At 71.8% G+C, this 16,322-nt stretch carries 13 protein-coding genes; 1 reads left to right on the top strand and 12 read right to left on the bottom strand.

The window, feature by feature from the left end:
- Positions 1-31: 31 nt before the first annotated feature.
- Entirely contained in the window at positions 32-904 is an 873-nt protein-coding gene (locus tag AB0O11_RS13970; protein ID WP_363385591.1) for a hypothetical protein, read from the top strand.
- Here the strand turns inward: AB0O11_RS13970 and AB0O11_RS13965 are convergent.
- The 12 genes from AB0O11_RS13965 to AB0O11_RS13910 form a co-directional block, all read right to left on the bottom strand.
- The gene (locus tag AB0O11_RS13965; RefSeq protein ID WP_363385589.1) at positions 901-1,836 is read right to left on the bottom strand and encodes a CU044_5270 family protein; all 936 of its coding nucleotides are present in this window, start codon (positions 1,834-1,836) and stop codon (positions 901-903) included. The two genes, AB0O11_RS13970 and AB0O11_RS13965, sit on opposite strands and share 4 nt — an antisense overlap.
- Complete coding sequence (locus AB0O11_RS13960; protein WP_363385587.1) at positions 1,833-2,465, bottom strand: RNA polymerase sigma factor; 633 nt, start codon at positions 2,463-2,465, stop codon at positions 1,833-1,835. Before AB0O11_RS13960 ends, AB0O11_RS13965 begins: the two co-directional genes overlap by 4 nt.
- 113 nt (positions 2,466-2,578) lie before the next feature.
- A complete protein-coding gene (locus tag AB0O11_RS13955) occupies positions 2,579-3,367 on the bottom strand; it encodes a hypothetical protein (RefSeq protein ID WP_363385585.1) in 789 nt (262 codons plus the stop codon).
- A gap of 142 nt (positions 3,368-3,509) precedes the next feature.
- Complete coding sequence (locus tag AB0O11_RS13950; protein WP_363385582.1) at positions 3,510-4,406, bottom strand: enoyl-CoA hydratase/isomerase family protein; 897 nt, start codon at positions 4,404-4,406, stop codon at positions 3,510-3,512.
- Positions 4,403-5,536 carry a cytochrome P450 gene (locus AB0O11_RS13945; protein WP_363386085.1) on the bottom strand — a complete coding sequence of 378 codons (1,134 nt, stop codon included), beginning with the start codon at positions 5,534-5,536 and terminating at the stop codon, positions 4,403-4,405. Before AB0O11_RS13945 ends, AB0O11_RS13950 begins: the two co-directional genes overlap by 4 nt.
- A 318-nt stretch (positions 5,537-5,854) precedes the next feature.
- A complete protein-coding gene (locus AB0O11_RS13940) occupies positions 5,855-7,240 on the bottom strand; it encodes a cytochrome P450 (RefSeq protein ID WP_363385579.1) in 1,386 nt (461 codons plus the stop codon).
- Between the two features lie 72 nt (positions 7,241-7,312).
- Entirely contained in the window at positions 7,313-7,903 is a 591-nt protein-coding gene (locus tag AB0O11_RS13935; protein WP_224283212.1) for an ATP/GTP-binding protein, read from the bottom strand.
- Complete coding sequence (locus AB0O11_RS13930) at positions 7,878-8,252, bottom strand: DUF742 domain-containing protein (RefSeq protein ID WP_359908523.1); 375 nt, start codon at positions 8,250-8,252, stop codon at positions 7,878-7,880. Before AB0O11_RS13930 ends, AB0O11_RS13935 begins: the two co-directional genes overlap by 26 nt.
- Positions 8,249-8,650 carry a roadblock/LC7 domain-containing protein gene (locus AB0O11_RS13925; protein WP_363385576.1) on the bottom strand — a complete coding sequence of 134 codons (402 nt, stop codon included), beginning with the start codon at positions 8,648-8,650 and terminating at the stop codon, positions 8,249-8,251. The genes AB0O11_RS13930 and AB0O11_RS13925 overlap by 4 nt, the downstream gene beginning before the upstream one ends.
- The gene (locus AB0O11_RS13920) at positions 8,647-9,942 is read right to left on the bottom strand and encodes an ATP-binding protein (protein WP_363385573.1); all 1,296 of its coding nucleotides are present in this window, start codon (positions 9,940-9,942) and stop codon (positions 8,647-8,649) included. The genes AB0O11_RS13925 and AB0O11_RS13920 overlap by 4 nt, the downstream gene beginning before the upstream one ends.
- A 415-nt stretch (positions 9,943-10,357) precedes the next feature.
- Positions 10,358-11,191, bottom strand: coding sequence for a hypothetical protein (locus tag AB0O11_RS13915; protein WP_363385571.1), 834 nt, complete (start codon positions 11,189-11,191; stop codon positions 10,358-10,360).
- Between the two features lie 136 nt (positions 11,192-11,327).
- Positions 11,328-16,274, bottom strand: coding sequence for an NAD-glutamate dehydrogenase (locus AB0O11_RS13910; protein ID WP_363385568.1), 4,947 nt, complete (start codon positions 16,272-16,274; stop codon positions 11,328-11,330).
- Between the last annotated feature and the right edge of the window lie 48 nt (positions 16,275-16,322).

Below are 16,322 nucleotides of genomic sequence, written 5' to 3'. Positions count from 1 at the left end.
CATCATCAACAGAACATAGGAGACCCCGGCGGTGGTGGAACACCCCGGGGTCGGGCACCAGGAGCAGCAACTCCAGATGCAGATTCATCGTAGCGTTCACACGCGCGCGTTCACCGTGCTTCCCAACGGCCTGTTGCAGGACCGTCGGCTCAGTTACACCGCCCGAGGCCTCCTCGCCGACCTGCTCTCCCGCCCGGACGGCTGGCGTGAGGACGGCCGGCAGATGGCGGACAGCAGCCCGCAGGGCCGGGGCGCCGTCCGGCGGGCGCTCAAGGAGCTGAAGGACGCCGGGTACTACCGCGTCGACACGGTCCGGATGCCCGACGGCACCGTCCGGTCCGAGGCCCATGTCTTCGACACCCCGCAGCCCGCACCGGCTGTCCCCCGCCCGGCCTCCGGCGGAGGGAGCCCCGGCGGCCCTGTCACCCCTCCTGTAAAGGACCCGGGGCAAGAACCCACCCTCCCGGATGAACAGACCCGGTCAGCCGTGGCCGTGCTGTTCCGGGTGATCCGGCCCGAACCGCGTCTGCGCCTCGGCGAGGCCGAGGCGCAGACGCTGGCACCACTCGTCGTGCAGTGGCTGGAACGGGGCAGCAGCGAGGCCGAGTTGGCCCAGGCCCTGCTCCCCGGGCTGCCGCAGCCGATGCACTCCCCGGCGGCGATCCTCCGGGATCGCCTTCAGCGCAAGCTGCCGCCGGAACGAGCGGCGCCGCCACCGGCGTCGTACGCCGAATGCGGCCGCTGCCACGACCCGGTGCCCCGACCGGGGATCTGCCGTGCCTGCGCGGGCCTCGGCACAAGGACCGTCGCCGTCGGCAGCGGTGCGTCCGCCACCCCCGGGGGCGTCGCCCGGGCCCGCGCGGCCCTGCGGGGGTGGCCTCGGCAGCCGGCCGCCGCCCGTTAGGGCCGGGTGCCCGGTTCGTCGACGATGGCGCGGGCGAGGACGGCCATCTGGCCGGTGGTGTCGCCCTTCTTGAAGGTCGCGCCGTCGGCGAGGGCCACCGTGCGCTCGCCGAGGAAGGTGTAGTCGGTGCGGTCGAAGATCCACTGGGACTCGACCTTCCCGCCGCTGTCCTGGCGCGCGACCGCGATGCCGGGGCGGCCGGCGGCGTCGGTCACCGAGTCGATCACCGTGACGCCGGGGATCTTCGCGGCCGCCCGGTAGAGTGCGGCGCTGACGGCCGGCGGGGCGATCTGCTCGCGCAGGAGGTCGCCGATGGTCCTGAACGCCTCCTCGTCGGGGCCGGGCCCGTGGCCTGCGGTATCGGCGTGGATCCTGGCCAGCAGCGCGTCCGGGTCGGTCGGCAGAGCGGCAACGTAGGCGTAACTGCCGATCCCGGAGTAGGGCACCGGTTCGGGCTCCCCGTGCTCGTTCCCCCCTCCGGGATTCGGCAGATGCCCGTCCAGGAGCAGCAGTCCCCGCCTGCTGCCGTCGACGGACCGCCAGTTCTCCCGATCCCGCGGCGTTTTCCCCTCCGACTTCGCCCAGTCGTCCAGGCTCTTCACGTAGACGAACTGGTCCCCGCGCGCCGCCGGGGCGGGCTGCTGCTCGGCTGCCCTCGCCGCGCGGTCCAGGACGACCGCCGCCACCGGCCGAGTGGAGTCGGAGCCCTGCTGCGGCTGCCCACCGATCAGCACCAGGGACAGCGCCAGGCCGCCCGCCAGGGCGGGCAGGGCCACCCAGCCGAGCCGGATCCGCCGGGGCACGGCCGCCGACTCGCGCGCGAACTCGTTCATCAGGTCCCTACGCAGCTGCCGCCGGCGGTCGGCGGCGAGCCCCGATCCCGTGGGCGGTGGCAGCAGCCGGGCGAGTTCGGCTCGTTCGTCCTCGTTCATCGGGTCCTCCCCGGTGTCGTCGAGCTGGCCGCTTCGGTGCGGCCACCCTGTACCTGTCCGGCGTCCGGAAGGAGTTCCCGCCCGTCCCGAAGCTCCTTGTCCGCCAGCGCGCGCAGCTTGGTACGGGCACGCGAGAGCCGGGAGCGTACCGTGCCGATCGGCACCCCGAGTGCCTCGGCCGCGCTCGCGTAGTCCAGGCCCGCCCAGACGCAGAGTCCGAACACCTCGCGCTCGGCCTTCCGCAGCCCGGCCAGCGCCCGCCGGACGGCGGCGAGCCGGGCGCTGTCGTCGAGCCGTCCGGCCAACTCCTCGGCGAAGTCCGGCAGTACGCCGCGGTCGGGCAACCGCGCCATGGCCGCACGGTGCCGCCGGGCCGCCCGGGTCGTGTTGCGCAGGATCTGGGCGGCTATCCCGAACAGCCAGGGCCGCACCGGACCGTCGTCCTCCCGCAGCCTGCCGCGCAGGCGCCATGCTTCGAGGAACGTCAGCTGGACGACGTCCTCCGCGGTCGCCCGGTCCCCCACCACCCGCACCGCGTACCGGTACAGGTCATCCGCCGTCTCATCGAACAGCTCCCCGAACGCCCACTGGTCACCACTCCTCAATCGCGCCCGCTGTGACAGTTCCACGTCCCCCACCTGTCCGCACGGGCCGCCGGGTTCCCAGCGGAGTACGGCGGAGGCCCCGCCGAACCCGGTGGTTCGTCGGGGCCTCCGCCGCCGGTCCGCTCGCGGCCGTCCGCTCAGGAGCAGTACGTGTTGTGCTTGACCAGGGCGAGGCCGGCGACCTTGCCCTCGGCCATGGTGAACTCGTAGAACCAGTCCGGGCCGCCGCTGCCGCTCTCGGCCGGGAGCTCGAACTTGCCGTTCTCAGCCGGCTTCAGCTCCTTGCCCTCGTAGGCCCGCTTGAGCTCCTCCTCCGTCGAGCCGGCGCCGACGCCCTCGGCGGTGCGGGCGTCCGCCGGTGCCACCAGCTGGCGCAGGCCCTTGGTGCCGAAGTTGATCCGGCCGGTGGCCCTGAGGGCCTCGTCCCGGGCCTTGCGCGTGGGCGTGACGAGGTCCAGGTCCTTCTGGAGCGCGGCGATCTCCTGCTGGTCGGCGGCGTCCTGCTTGATCTGCTCCTGGAGGCGGTTGTTGTACTCCTGCAGTTCCTTCACCGACGCCCCGGGCGTCAGCGGCGGGACCGGCTTCCGGTTCGCCCTGATCTCGTCGATCCTGGCCATCGCCTTGGAGGCCTTCTCGTGGACCTGCGCCTCGGTCGCCATCCGGACCGGGTCCGGCGCCGGACCGCCCTTGTACGCGTAGTCGGTGCAGCCGTTGAGCACCGAGACCGGCGCCGCCTCCAGGGCTCCGGAGGCGAGCGCCTCGTCCTTGGTCATCGACAGCTGCACTCCGCGGTAGCCACCGGCGCCGAACGGCTGCGGCGGCGTGGCGGCAGCGGCGGCGCCGCCCTTGTCCCCCTCGCAGGCCGCCGCCCCGGCCACCACCAGAGCCATCGTCAGGACCGCCCCTGCCACACGGGTGTTGCGCATCGTCCCCACCACGATTCCCTCCCCTTCGTCGATCGCACACAGTAGCGAACATCCGGGCGGGATTCACAATCGGTAACCGAACGGGCGAGGGGCCCGCGTCCGAGGACGCAGGCCCCTTCCGTACGGAGGGCGGGGCCGTCGGTCAGTCGGCCGGGGGCCGGGTGGCGAGGCTGCGGGTGTAGTGGGCGGCGGCGAGGACGGAGGCCATCAGCTCGGAGTCGAGCACCGAGGCGTCGGCCAGCCGGGTGGCCGACGCGTGCGAGCCGAGCAGGGTCTTGGTGACCCTCAGGGCGGCCTCGGGGCGGCGCGTGATGGGCCTGGTCCACTCGTCGACCGCCCCGTCCAGGTCCTGCTCGGGGACGACGCGCTGCAGGATGGTGAGCTCACCCGCCTCCACCGCACCGACCGGACGGCCGGTGAGGATGATCTCCCGGACCCGGGCCGCGCCGACCTCGTGGAGCAGTCGGGGCAGCAGACCGCCCCAGGCGACGGGCAGGCCCAGGGCGAGCTCGGGCAGCCGGAAGACGGCGTTGTCGGCGCCGACCCGCAGGTCGCAGGCGAGCGCCAGGGCGAAGCCTGCGCCGGTCGCCCGGCCCTGGACCCGTGCGACGGTGACGGCGGAGCTGTTGGTGAGGGCGTCGCAGACCCTGCGGGCCTTCTCCCCGTAGCTCCGTATCCGGCCGCCGGTCGGGTCCTCGTCCAGGCCCGCGAGGAGTTCGTCGCGGTCGCCGCCGAGGCAGAAGTCGCGGCCGGCCCCGGACAGCACGATCACGCGCACGGCCGGGTCGGGTACCGCGAGGACGGCGAGGAGTTCGTCCAGCATGGCCGCGGTGACGGCGTTCCCGGTCTCCGGGCTGTCCAGCTCGACGTGGAGCACCGCGTCCCGGAGCTCGGAACGGACCGTACGGGCCGGCGCGGGCTCGGGGACCACCGCGGGCCCGGGCTCGGGGTACCAGCCGCCGGGCGCCGGGGGGTTCGTCAGGTACGGGGGCTGCATCGCGTACGGAGGGTACTGGGGAGCCTGCGAGGAAACGTTCATGCGGACACTCTCAGGGACGTCACCCGGTGGAAGACCATCCGGGGCGCGTGCTCCGGCGGGCTCACCGCCCGCAGCGTCGGGAAGCGCTCCAGCAGCCGGCCGAGCAGGGCGCGCGCCTCCAGCCGGGCCAGGCCCGCGCCGAGGCAGTAGTGGGCGCCGCCGCCGAAGGTGAGGTGGGTGCCCCGGCGGAGCGGGTCGAAGGTGTGCGGGTCCGGGTTGCGGCGCGGATCGCGGTTGGCCGCGCCGTACATCACGTGGACCATGGTGTCCTTGGGGAGGTACACCCCGGCCAGCACGGTGTCCTCGCCCGCGACGCGGCTGTTGACGCGGATCGGCGGGTCGTAGCGCAGCGCCTCGTCGATCACCTCGTCGATGTGCTCGGGCCGCTCCCGCAGCCACTCCCACCTGCCCGGCGACTGCAGCAGCTGCCACACCAGCGAGGAGAGCAGCGTCGCCGTGGTCTCCAGCGAGGCGATGGTGACGAACATGGTGAGCTGGTAGACCATCCGGTCGGTGGCCTCGCGGTCGGACTCCAGCGCGTCCCAGGTGCGGATCCAGCCGGCGATCACGTCGTCGCCGTCGTTCTCGCGGCGCTCCCGGACGAGGCGGGTGAAGTACTCGCGCAGCTCCATGGTGGCCTGCTCGGAGACCGCCAGCTGGCTCTTGGTGGGCAGCAGTTCCTGGGCGTGCACCTGGTTGTGGGTCATCGTCAGGATGTGCGGGTAGTCCGCCGGCGCGATGCCCAGCCAGCGCCCGATGGTGCCGATCGGCAACTGCTCGCTGACCACGGAGGCGAAGTCCGCCTCGCCGTCCGTCCGTATTCGCTCGGCCAGGCGGTCGAGCAGCCCGGCGACGTCGGCCTCGATCTCCGGCGCCATGTCCCGGAGGGTGTTCCGGTCGAAGAGGCTCCCGAGGCTGCGCCGCTGCCGGGTGTGCTCGGGGGCGTTGAGCCGGGAGAGGGTCCGGCTCATCTCCTGGGTGGCGACGGCCTCCCAGCGCTCCGTCCCGGTCTGCCGCTCCTGCCAGGCGAAGTCGGGGACGAGCCAGGTCCTGCCCCGCAGGACCTGGTCGCACGCTTCGTACCCGGTGACCAGGTAGCCGCCCCAGGGCGCCGGGACGAGGTCGCCCAGCGCCCGCAGCTCGTCGTAGACCGGACTCGGGTCGGCGAGTCCCTCGGCCGACCGCAGCCTCCGCAGGAGTGGCACTGCAGCACGACGGTCGGCCCTTCCACCGGGGCTCGCCGGGTCCGCAGGGCGGGCTTCCAACATGGCGGTCACACGGGGCTCCTATCGCGCGGGCGGGCAGTACGGCGGCGATCTACCCAGTAACAGCGCGCTCAAGCATCGATCCGTGTTGCTCCCGTCACGTTCCGCACCACCGCCGCAGGCCGTTCACCTCGCGGTGACCGAACGGCTTCCGACGGCGCGTCGGACCGGCCCCGGGCCGTCTCAGAGCCGGAAGACGTCCAGGAAGGAGCTCCACCACCCCTTCTTCTGCGGGGCCCGGGCGGACGCCGTGACGGTGCTCTGCGGGTACGCCTGAGCCGTCTCGGAGCCGGGCACCGCACCGGGCGGGGCGGTGTCCGCGCTCGCGGCCGGCGCCGTGGTGCGGGCGGCCACCGGGCTGAACCGCACCGGCAGCGAGACCAGCCCGCGCTGGAACGGGCCCGGCCGCCACTCCACGCTCTCCGCGGGCACCGCGAGCGTGACGTCCGGGAGCGCGTTGAGCAGGCACTCGATCGCGCTCAGTGCGATCAGCTGGGCCGGGGACTTGGCCGGGCAGGCGTGCGGGCCGGCGCCCCAGGCCAGGTGGGCCCCCTTGCTGAGGGTCAGCCGGGCGTCGGTCAGCGCGGGGTCGCTGTTGGCGGCGGCGAAGCTGATCACCACCGGGCTGCCGGCGTCCATCGGGACGCCGCCCAGGTTGAGGTCCTGTATCGGGTAGTGCGTCGCGTAGTTGGCGATCGGCGGGTTGTTCCACAGCACGTCGTCGAGGGCGTCCTCGATGCGCAGTCCGGAACCGCCCCCGCCGGACAGCAGCAGGAGCAGCGCGTTGCCGATGAGGTTGCGCTCGGGCTCGACGCCGGCGCCCATCAGCATGACCAGCTGGTCCTTGAGCTCCTCGTCCCGCAGGCCGGCCGGGTGCTGGATGAGCCAGGAGGTGATGTCGTCGCCCGGCTGACGGCGCTTGAGCGCGACCAGGTCCATCAGGCAGGAGGTCAGCTCCTCGTTGGCCTGGATCACGTCGAGGCCGTCGAAGAGCGCGGACATGCTGCGGGTCAGCCGGTCGCCGATGTCGGCCGGGCAGCCGAAGAGCTGGTTGAACAGCAGCAGCGGCAGCAGCTTGGCGTAGTCGTTGAGCAGGTCGGCCCGGCCCAGCGCGCTGAACTGGTCGATCAGGTAGCCGGCGATCCGCTCGACGTGCCGGTTGAGCCGGTTGTCGTTGAGCCGGTCCAGGCTCTCGGTGACGGCCTTGCGCAGCCGCAGGTGCTCGGCGCCGTCCGTGAAGAGGCAGTTGGGCCGGTAGAACATCATCGGCAGGACGGGGCTGTCCATCGGCACCCGGCCCTCGTTCAGCGCCGCCCAGCGCCGCGAGTCCCGGGCGAACATCCCCGGGTTCTGGAGCACCCGCAGCGCGGCCTCGTGCGAGGTGACCAGGGTGGCGTCCACCCCGGGGGCCAACTCCACCGGTGCGGCGGGACCGTTGGCGCGCAGCTTGTCGTAGACCCCTTCGGGGTCGGACGAGAACATCTCCCCGTAGAGCGGCGTGCCCACGCCGGCGTGCATCGGGCAGCCCGGCGGAGCCGACTGCGGGACGGGTCGCTGAAGGGATTCCATGGGTCGTTCCTTGGAGGAGGCCCCGGGCGGGTGCGGACCCGGAGACGTGAGGGGAGGGAGGCGTGGGGGAGGTCAGGAGGCGCGGTCGAGCAGGTGCCGGACGAGCGTCAGCAGGGCGTTGGCCGAGGAGCGCTGGTCCCGGGCGTCGCAGAACACCACCGGCGTGTGCGGCAGCAGGTCGAGCGCCTCGCGCAGCTGGTCCTCGGTGTACTCGCTCTGCCGGTCGAAGCTGTTGACCGCCACCGCGTAGTCCAGGCCGTACTGCTCGATCAGGTCGATGACGGGGAAGGTGTCCGCGAGGCGGGTCGGGTCGGCCAGCAGCAGCGCTCCCAGCGCTCCCCGCGCCATGTCCTCCCACAGCTGCATGAACCGCTGCTGCCCCGGCGTGCCGAACAGGTACAGCACCAGGTCGTCGCCGAGCGTCAGCCGGCCGAAGTCCAGGGCGACGGTCGTGGTCTTCTTGTCCGGTACGCCGCGGAGGTCGTCGACGCGGGTGGACGCCTGCGTCATGCTCTCCTCGGTGCTCAGCGGGGCGATCTCCGACAGGGCGCCGATGAGCGTGGTCTTGCCGACCGCGAAGTGCCCCACGACCAGGATCTTGACAGCCGTCGTCACCGCGCCCGGGACGTAGATGTCCTCAGGCGAACCGGCGTTGAAGTCCATGCAGTACCTTCTCTAGAAGTCTCGGGTCCGGGGCCTGTGCCGGGGGCGGGGCCGACCGGCGCAGCAGCCGTCCCTCACGGATCAGGTCCGTCAGCAGCAGCCTCACGACCCCCACCGGCAGCTCCAGCCGGGCCGCGACCTCGGCCACCGAGAGGTAGCCGCCGGAGCACAGCTCCCAGATCGCCCGGGTCTCCGGGCTCGGCAGGGCGGGGAGGTCCTGCTCGGGCGCGACGGTGACCAAGGTGATCAGAGACAGGTCGTCCGCATTCGGTAACTCGCGCCCGCCGGTGATGACGTAGGAGCGGATGAAACCGCCGGTGACCCTCTGTTCCTCGCCGCCGGCCGTCATGAGCCGCTGAGCGTGCTCTGGCGCGGAGCCGCCGACATCGCCCGTCCGAGTGCGCCCACCTGCTGCTGCATCCGGAAGGACATCGCCTCCATGTCGACGTCGGGGGCGGTGGAGGCGGCCAGGTACGCGCCGCTGCCGGCCGCTATCAGGAAGATCCAGCCGTGGTCGTACTCCAGGAGGGTCTGGCGCCAGACCCCGCCGCCTCCGCCCACGAACGGGGCGACCGCGCGGCTCAGCGACTGCATCGAGCTCATCGCGGCGGCGTTGGTCTCCGCCTCGTCACGGCCGATCTCGCTGGACCGCTCGAGCAGGAGGCCGTCGGCGGAGACGAGGATAGCGTGCCGGGCGCCGGGTACTTGGAGTACGTCGTTGAGCACCCAGGAAAGATCGCGGCTCACTGGATCTCGGTTCCTTCCGTGGTGATGGTGTTACGCCCGGACAGCGTGCCGCGCTGGAACGCGCCGAGGCGGGACGGCGTGTGCTGGCCGGCGCTCCGCTTCGGTTCCTCGGCCCGACCGGGGTCCTGCGGGGTGGGGACGACCGACACGGGGCGCTGACGGCGACGCCGGGGCAGCAGCCCGTCCGCGGTCGTCTCCGGTCCCGCCATCGCCGCGGGCGGCGCCGGCACCGGGGCCAGCGGCGCCGCCGGCTCGGACAGCGACACGAGCCGCTGACCGGGGGCCTGCCCCCAGGCCTGCGCGGGCTGCTCCACCGGCGCGGCCTGGTAGTCGGCCTGGTAGTCGGTCTGGTAGCCGGTGTGCTCGGCGACGGGCGGGGCCGCGACCTCGCTGCTGAGCAGCTCGGCCGGCAGCAGCACCACGGCCCGCACGCCCCCGTACGGGGAGACCGAGTCGACGGAGACTCGGAAGCCGTAGCGGGCGGCCAGCATGCCGGAGACGGCGAAGCCGAACTTCGGGGGGTTGCCCAGGCTGGTGAGGCTGATCGGCGCGCCCGGGTTCAGGAGCACCGCCGCGCGGTCCTTCTCCTCCTGGCCCATGCCGAGGCCGGCGTCGTCGATGATCAGGCAGACGCCGGTGGGGACGGCCTGGACGCTGACCTCCACCGGGGTGTCCGGGGCGGAGTAGTTGGTCGCGTTGGCGAGCAGCTCGGACAGCACGACGGCGATGGGCTCGACGACCTTGCTGGCGAGCGAGACGCTGACCCGGGAGTGGATCCGCACCCGGTCGAAGTGCCGGATGCGGCCCTGGGCGCTGCGGACCACGTCGTAGACCGAGGCGACGCTCTCACGGCGGCCCAGCCAGCCACCGCAGAGCACCGCGATGCCCTGGGCGCGCCGGCCGAACTGGCTGTTCGTGTGGTCGATCGTCATCAGGTCGGCGAGGATCTGCGGGCTGTCGCCGTACTTCCGCTGCACCTTGTCGATGACGACCTGCTGCTCGTCGGCCAAGCCCTGCAGCGTCCGCATCGCCGCCTTGAGGACGGCCTTGGTGTCCTCCTCGGCGTCCCGCCGGACGGCCGTCAGCTCGGACGCGTGCTGGCCCTGCATGCGGTCGTGCAGCACGGCGAGCTCGTCGCGCTGCCGCTGCGCCAGGGCGCTCTCCTCCTCCAGGGAGGCGTTGCGCCGCCGCAGGGCGAGGTTCGTCCTGCGGGCTTGGAGGGCCGCCCCGACGGCTGCGAGCATCACCACGATGAAGACCCAGAAAAAGGGTTCCTGCACAAATGACGTCATGAAACTCTCTTCAGGTGGCATCGCGTGGAGCCGGTCCGGGCCCCAAATCGCGAATGGGACTGGCGGCCTGAACCTCTCCGAAAGACACCTGATGTCACATCACATCGAGTGGTTTGCGGCACGAGACCTGCGGCGACGCCTATCGCGGAGTCAGCCTACTGCAACTCATGCCATGTCAGAACAGACACCAAAAAGGGCAGTTGGGGTGAAATTCGACGACCCGCCGGGGACTCTGGTGCCAATTGGCGAAGTTTGTGATGCCGCGTTAACCGCAGGTACACATCTCGACCACACCCGCGTTCACGCGCAGAGTGATTCCGCTGTCACGCTCCGAAATTCTCCGCCCGTCGGAATACGGCGGAGGGCCCCCACGAACCGCCCGGTCCGTGGGGGCCCTCCGCAGCCGGTCGGCCGGTCAGACGCACTTCAGGTCGCGGTTCACCACGGCCATTCCGGCGACCTTGCCGCCGTCCACGGTGAACTCGTACTGCCAGCCCTGCTGACCCTCGACCGGGAACACGTACTTGCCGCTCTTGGCCAGCTGGAGGCCCTTGGCGCCGTACGCCTGCTGGAGCGCCTCCAGGGTGGAGCCGGCGCCGAGGCCCTCGGCCGTCCTCGCCTCCGCCGGGGCCACCAGCTCGCGCAGGCCCCCCGCGGCGAACGAGACCCGACCGGTGGACAGGTACGCCTTCTCCTTGGTCTCCCGCGCCACCATCACGTCGACCAGGGCCTGCGTCGAGTCCGCGATCGCCTTGGCGGCGGCGGCCGAGTCCTGGGCCGCCGCCGCCGAGCCGGCGGCGGCGGCCGCGGCGTCCTTGGCGGAGGCGTTCGGCGGCAGGGTGCCCGCCGGGGCGGGCGTCTTGCCCCTGGCCGCGTCCGCCTTGGCGCTCAGGTCCTTGTAGCGGGCCTCGGCGGCCGCCTCGGCGGCCATCCGGGCCTGGTCCGGCGCCGGACCGCCCTTGTAGACGAAGTCTGTGCAGCCGTCGAGCAGTGAGACCGGCGCGGCCTCCAGTGCCCCCGTGGCCAGGCCCGCGTCCTTCGCCATCCCCGGCTGCAGTCCCCGGTACCCGGTTGCCGCGAAGGCCTCCGGGCCCTTCGAGGTGGGCGCCGCCGCGGGCGCACCCGTGGCGCCCTGGGCCTTCGCCGTGTCCTTCTTGTCATCGGACGAGCAGGCCGCCGCTCCGGCGACCAGCAGCACCACCGAGATGCCCACGCCCAGCGCGCGGACCGAGGCTCGGTTCTTCCCCATGTCGTCAACCCCCCGCATGATCGTTCGAGGGCCACCGTAGCGAAGGTCCGCCCACGGTCCACAACCGGTTTCCGGAGCCGGGAACGCGGAAGGGGCCCGCGTCCGTGGACACGGGCCCCTCCGGTGCAGCCGTCCGTCAGCGCATCGAACCGGTGCGCAGCAGGGTGCGGATGACGCGCATCGCGACCGAGAGGCTGGACAGCTCGTAGTTGTCCGAACCCCTTATGTCGTCGAGGGTGCTCTTGGCGCGGTTCAGCAGGGTCGCGTTGAGCTCGGCCCAGGCGGTGTACCGCTCCTCCGGGGTGGCGCCCTCGGGGCCGCAGGCCAGGATGTCGGCGGTCAGCGCCGCGTGCGCCGCGAAGAGGTCCTCGCGGATCGCGGCCCGGGCCATCGACGACCAGCGGTCGGTGCGGGGCAGCTCGATGATGCGGTCGAGCAGGTGCGAGATCTGCAGGCGGTCGCCCAGGTCGTAGTACAGCTCGGCGACGTCGGCGACGTCCTTGCCGGAGCGGTCCGCGACCTCGGCGACGTCCAGGGCCGGGAAGACCGAGGACAGGCCGGCGATCCGGGTGGCCAGCTCGTCCGGCACCCCGGCCGAGACGAGCTCGCCCTGGATCGACTCGAACCAGGTCAGGTCCTCGCCGCGCAGCGGCTTGGGCAGCGAGCCCCAGACCTGGTTGACGCGGTCGTGGAAGAACTCGATGGTGCCGGCGATGTCGAGCGGCTGGCGGCGGTTGTTGAGCATCCACCGGGTGGCGCGCTCGACCAGGCGCCGCGAGTGCAGCCGCATCTTGGTCTGGATCCGGGCCGCGACCTTGTTGTCCAGGCCCTCGATCTCGGCCCAGATCTCCTCCAGGCCGAAGACGGCCCGCGCGGCGGTGTGCGTCCGGGCGATCTCCTCGTAGGTCGCGCCGGTCTCCTCCTTCAGGCGGAAGGCGAAGGTGCAGCCACCGCGGTTGATCGTGTCGTTGACGATCAGCGTGGTGATGATCTCGCGGCGCAGCGCGTGGTTGTCGATCGCGTCGGCGAACTTCGCCCGCAGCGCGCTCGGGAAGTACTCGTGCAGCGCGGTGCGGAAGAACGGGTCGTCCGGCAGCTCGGTGGCCAGCAGCTCCTCGGCCAGGATGATCTTGGTGTACGCGAGCAGGACGGACAGCTCGGGCTGCGAGAGGCCGCGGCCGCTCTGCTGGCGCTCACGGATCTGGCGCTCGGCGGGCAGGAACTCCAGCGTCCGGTCCAGCTGGCCGGCCGACTCGAAGCGGTTGATCATCCGGGCGTGCACGTTGACCATGCTGTGCGCCTGGGCGACGGCGTTGGCCAGCACCACGTTCTGCGCGTAGTTGTTGCGCAGCACCAGGTGGCCGACCTCGTCGGTCATCTCGGCCAGCAGGGCGTTGCGCTGCTTGACCGTCATGTCGCCCTCGGCGACGACCTGGTTGAGCAGGATCTTGATGTTGACCTCGTGGTCCGAGGTGTCCACACCGGCCGAGTTGTCGATCGCGTCGGTGTCGATCCAGCCGCCGGTGCTCTCCGGGCCGCCGGTGGCCGCGTACTCGATGCGGCCGAGCTGGGTGCAGCCGAGGTTGCCGCCCTCGCCGATGACCCGGGCCCGGACCTGCTCGCCGTTGACCCGGATGGCGTCGTTGGACTTGTCGCCGACCTCGGCGTTGGTCTCGGTGGAGGCCTTGACGTAGGTGCCGATGCCGCCGTTCCAGAACAGGTCGACCGGGGCCTGGAGGACCGCCCGCATCAGCTCGGCCGGGGTCAGCTTGGTCGCCTCGACGCCGAGCGCGGCTCGGACCTGCGGGGTCAGCTGGATCGCCTTCGCCGACCGGGGGTACACCCCGCCGCCGGCCGAGATCAGCGACTTGTCGTAGTCGTCCCAGGAGCTGCGCGGCAGCTCGAACAGGCGGCGACGCTCGGCGTAGGAGACGGCCGCGTCCGGGTTCGGGTCGAGGAAGATGTGGCGGTGGTCGAAGGCGGCGACCAGGCGGATGTGCTCGCTGAGCAGCATGCCGTTGCCGAAGACGTCGCCGGACATGTCGCCGATGCCGATGACGGTGAAGTCCTCGGTCTGGGTGTCGACGCCGAGCTCGCGGAAGTTGCGCTTGACCGACTCCCAGGCGCCGCGGGCGGTGATGCCCATGCCCTTGTGGTCGTAGCCGGCCGAGCCGCCGGAGGCGAACGCGTCGCCCAGCCAGAAGCCGTAGGACTCGGCGACGCCGTTGGCGATGTCCGAGAAGGTCGCGGTGCCCTTGTCGGCGGCGACGACCAGGTAGGTGTCGTCCTCGTCGTGGCGGACCACGTCGGCCGGGTGCACGACCTCGCCGCCGACCAGGTTGTCGGTGATGTCGAGCAGCGCCGAGATGAAGGTCTTGTACGAGGAGACGCCCTCGGCCAGCCAGGCGTCACGGTCGACCGCCGGGTCCGGCAGCTGCTTGGCGACGAAGCCGCCCTTGGCGCCGACCGGGACGATGACGGTGTTCTTGACCATCTGCGCCTTGACCAGGCCCAGGATCTCGGTGCGGAAGTCCTCGCGCCGGTCGGACCAGCGCAGACCGCCGCGGGCGACCTTGCCGAAGCGCAGGTGGACGCCCTCGACCTGCGGCGAGTAGACCCAGATCTCGAACGCCGGGCGCGGGGCCGGCAGGTCCGGGATGGCCTTCGGGTCGAACTTCACCGACACGTAGGAGTGCCAGTCACCGGAGGCGGCGCGCTGGAAGAAGTTGGTCCGCAGGGTGGCCTTGATGAGGTTCAGGAAGGAGCGCAGGATGCGGTCCTCGTCCAGCGAGACGACCTCGTCGAGGGCGCCGGCCAGCTCCTCCAGGATGCCCTCGGTCAGCTCCAGGGCGCCCGAACGGTGGCTCGGGCTCAGCCGGGCCTCGAACAGGTTGACCAGCAGCCGGGTGGTGTGGGTGTTGTTGCGGAGCGCGTCCTCCATGTAGTCCTGGGAGAACGTGGAGCCCGCCTGGCGCAGGTACTTGGCGTACGTGCGCAGCATCATCGCCTGGCGCCAGGTCAGCCCGGCGGTCAGCACCAGCTCGTTGAAGCCGTCGTTCTCGGCCTTGCCCGTCCAGGTGGCGGCGAAGGTCTCCTGGAAGCGCTCGCGGGCCTCGTCGGTGAGCTCGGTGGCCTCGCGCAGCTTCAGGCCGAAGTCGTAGACCCACGCGGTGGTGCCGTCGGAGCGGCGCAGCGCGTACGGGTGCTCGTCCAGCACCTCGACGCCCAGGCGCTGGAGCACCGGCAGGACCTCGGTGAGCGAGATCGGGCCGCCGACCCGGTAGATCTTGAAGCGGCGCTCGTCGTGGCCGGCGCCGACCGGCTGGTACAGGTTCAGGCGGAAGTCGCCCTCGCCGTGCAGCGACTCGATCTGCTTGATGTCGGCGACGGCGGTGCGCGGCGGGAAGTCGGCGCGGTAGCCGTCGGGGAAGGCGTTGGCGTACTTGTGGCCGAGCTCGGCGGCCTTCTCCTCGCCCAGTTCGAGGTGCAGCTGGTCGTGGAAGCCGTCCATCCAGAACCGGGCGGCCTCGGCCAGCCGGTTCTCGATCCGCTCGATGTCGGTGTCGGTGAGGTGCGGCAGCTCGGTGCCCGGGGCGACCCGGACCACGAAGTGCAGGCGGGTCAGCACCGACTCGGTGGCGTACACCGTGTAGTCGATGGTGGCGCCGTTCAGCTCCTCCTTGAGGATGTCGGTGAGCAGCAGCCGGATGCGCGTGGTGTAGCGGTCGCGCGGCAGGTAGATGAACGCCGAGAAGTAGCGCCCGTACTCGTCCTGGCGCAGGAAGAGCCGCAGCTTGCGGCGCTCCTGGAGGTAGAGCACGCTCGTCGCGATGGAGAGCAGCTCGGAGGCCGGGGTCTGGAAGATCTCGTCCCGCGGGAAGGTCTCCATGATCTGGAGCAGGTCGCGGCCGTCGTGGCTCTCGCTGGAGAAGCCGGACTCCTCCAGCACCGCCTGGACCTTGCGGCGCACGACCGGGATGCGGGTGACCGACTCGGTGTAGGCGGCGGAGGAGAACAGGCCGAGGAAGCGGCGCTCGCCGACCGGCTCGCCGGCGGCGTTGAACTTCTTCACGCCGACGTAGTCCAGGTAGGACGGGCGGTGCACGGTGGCACGGCTGTTGGCCTTGGTCAGGACGAGCAGCTTCTTCTCGTGGGCCTTGGCGCGCACCGGCGCGGAGAGCCGGCCGAAGGCCTCGCTGACCGCGTGGTGGGCGTCGTCGTGGCTGTGCGGGTCGGAGCGCAGGATGCCGAGGCCGGTCCCGGCGACGGCCTTGAGGACCTCCTCGCCCTCGTGCTCGACCAGGTCGTACTCGCGGTAGCCGAGGAAGGTGAAGTGGTCGTCGGCGAGCCAGCGCATCAGCTCCCAGGCCTCGCCGACCTCCTGCTCGGGCAGGCCGGCCGGGGGCTGCTCGGCCAGCTCGTCGGCCAGGCGCAGCGCGCTCTCGCGCATCTTGGTCCAGTCCTCGACGACCTCGCGGACGTCGCCGAGCACGCGGCGCAGGTCGGCCTCGATGGAGCGCAGGTCCTCGCGGTCGGTCTCGCGGTCGATCTCGATGTGCATCCACGACTCGACCGTCGCGTCGGCGGGCCACTCGGTGCCGGCGGCCAGGCTGCGGGAGCAGGCGTCGACGTCCAGGATCTCCAGCAGCTTGCCGGTGATGTCACGGCGGACGACCAGCTGGGGGTGGATCACGATGTGGATCGCGCGGTCCTGGCGGGACAGCTCGTTGGTGACGGAGTCGACCAGGAAGGGCATGTCGTCGGTGACGACCTCGACCACGGTGTGGCCGCAGGACCAGCCGTTCTCCTCGACCGAGGGGGTGTGGACCCGCACCTCGGCGGTGCCCTGCGGGCGCTTGAGGCCCAGGCGGTAGTGGGAGGCGGCCGCGCCGTAGACGTCGACCGGGTCGAGGTCGACCAGGTCCTCGGGCGCGGTGTGGAGGTAGTAGTGGTGCAGGAACGCGGTCAGAGCGCCGTTGCTCAGACCCTCCCCCGGCGCCGCTCCCCCCACCTGGCTGTTCTCAGCGGCTGCGGCTGCCTTCTTGAGCAGTTCGGCCTTGGCTGCGTCCAGCTTGGTCTGCATGACTTCTTGGCTCCTGTCGCGCGCCGTTGCGTGACTCGGTGGTGTGTG

Origin of the sequence: Kitasatospora sp. NPDC093102 (genome assembly GCF_040683915.1) — a bacterium.
Classification (GTDB): Bacteria; Actinomycetota; Actinomycetes; order Streptomycetales; family Streptomycetaceae; genus Kitasatospora.
Note: the sequence above shows the minus strand (reverse complement) of the source record. Positions and strands in the feature narration are given on the sequence as shown.

Coding starts and splice junctions, on each gene's coding strand:
- AB0O11_RS13965 (WP_363385589.1), bottom strand. CDS start 1,836: ATGAACGAGGACGAACGAGCCGAACTCGCCCGGCTGCTGCCACCGCCC.
- AB0O11_RS13955 (WP_363385585.1), bottom strand. CDS start 3,367: ATGCGCAACACCCGTGTGGCAGGGGCGGTCCTGACGATGGCTCTGGTG.
- AB0O11_RS13950 (WP_363385582.1), bottom strand. CDS start 4,406: ATGAACGTTTCCTCGCAGGCTCCCCAGTACCCTCCGTACGCGATGCAG.
- AB0O11_RS13940 (WP_363385579.1), bottom strand. CDS start 7,240: ATGGAATCCCTTCAGCGACCCGTCCCGCAGTCGGCTCCGCCGGGCTGC.
- AB0O11_RS13935 (WP_224283212.1), bottom strand. CDS start 7,903: ATGGACTTCAACGCCGGTTCGCCTGAGGACATCTACGTCCCGGGCGCG.
- AB0O11_RS13930 (WP_359908523.1), bottom strand. CDS start 8,252: ATGACGGCCGGCGGCGAGGAACAGAGGGTCACCGGCGGTTTCATCCGC.
- AB0O11_RS13920 (WP_363385573.1), bottom strand. CDS start 9,942: ATGACGTCATTTGTGCAGGAACCCTTTTTCTGGGTCTTCATCGTGGTG.
- AB0O11_RS13915 (WP_363385571.1), bottom strand. CDS start 11,191: ATGGGGAAGAACCGAGCCTCGGTCCGCGCGCTGGGCGTGGGCATCTCG.
- AB0O11_RS13910 (WP_363385568.1), bottom strand. CDS start 16,274: ATGCAGACCAAGCTGGACGCAGCCAAGGCCGAACTGCTCAAGAAGGCA.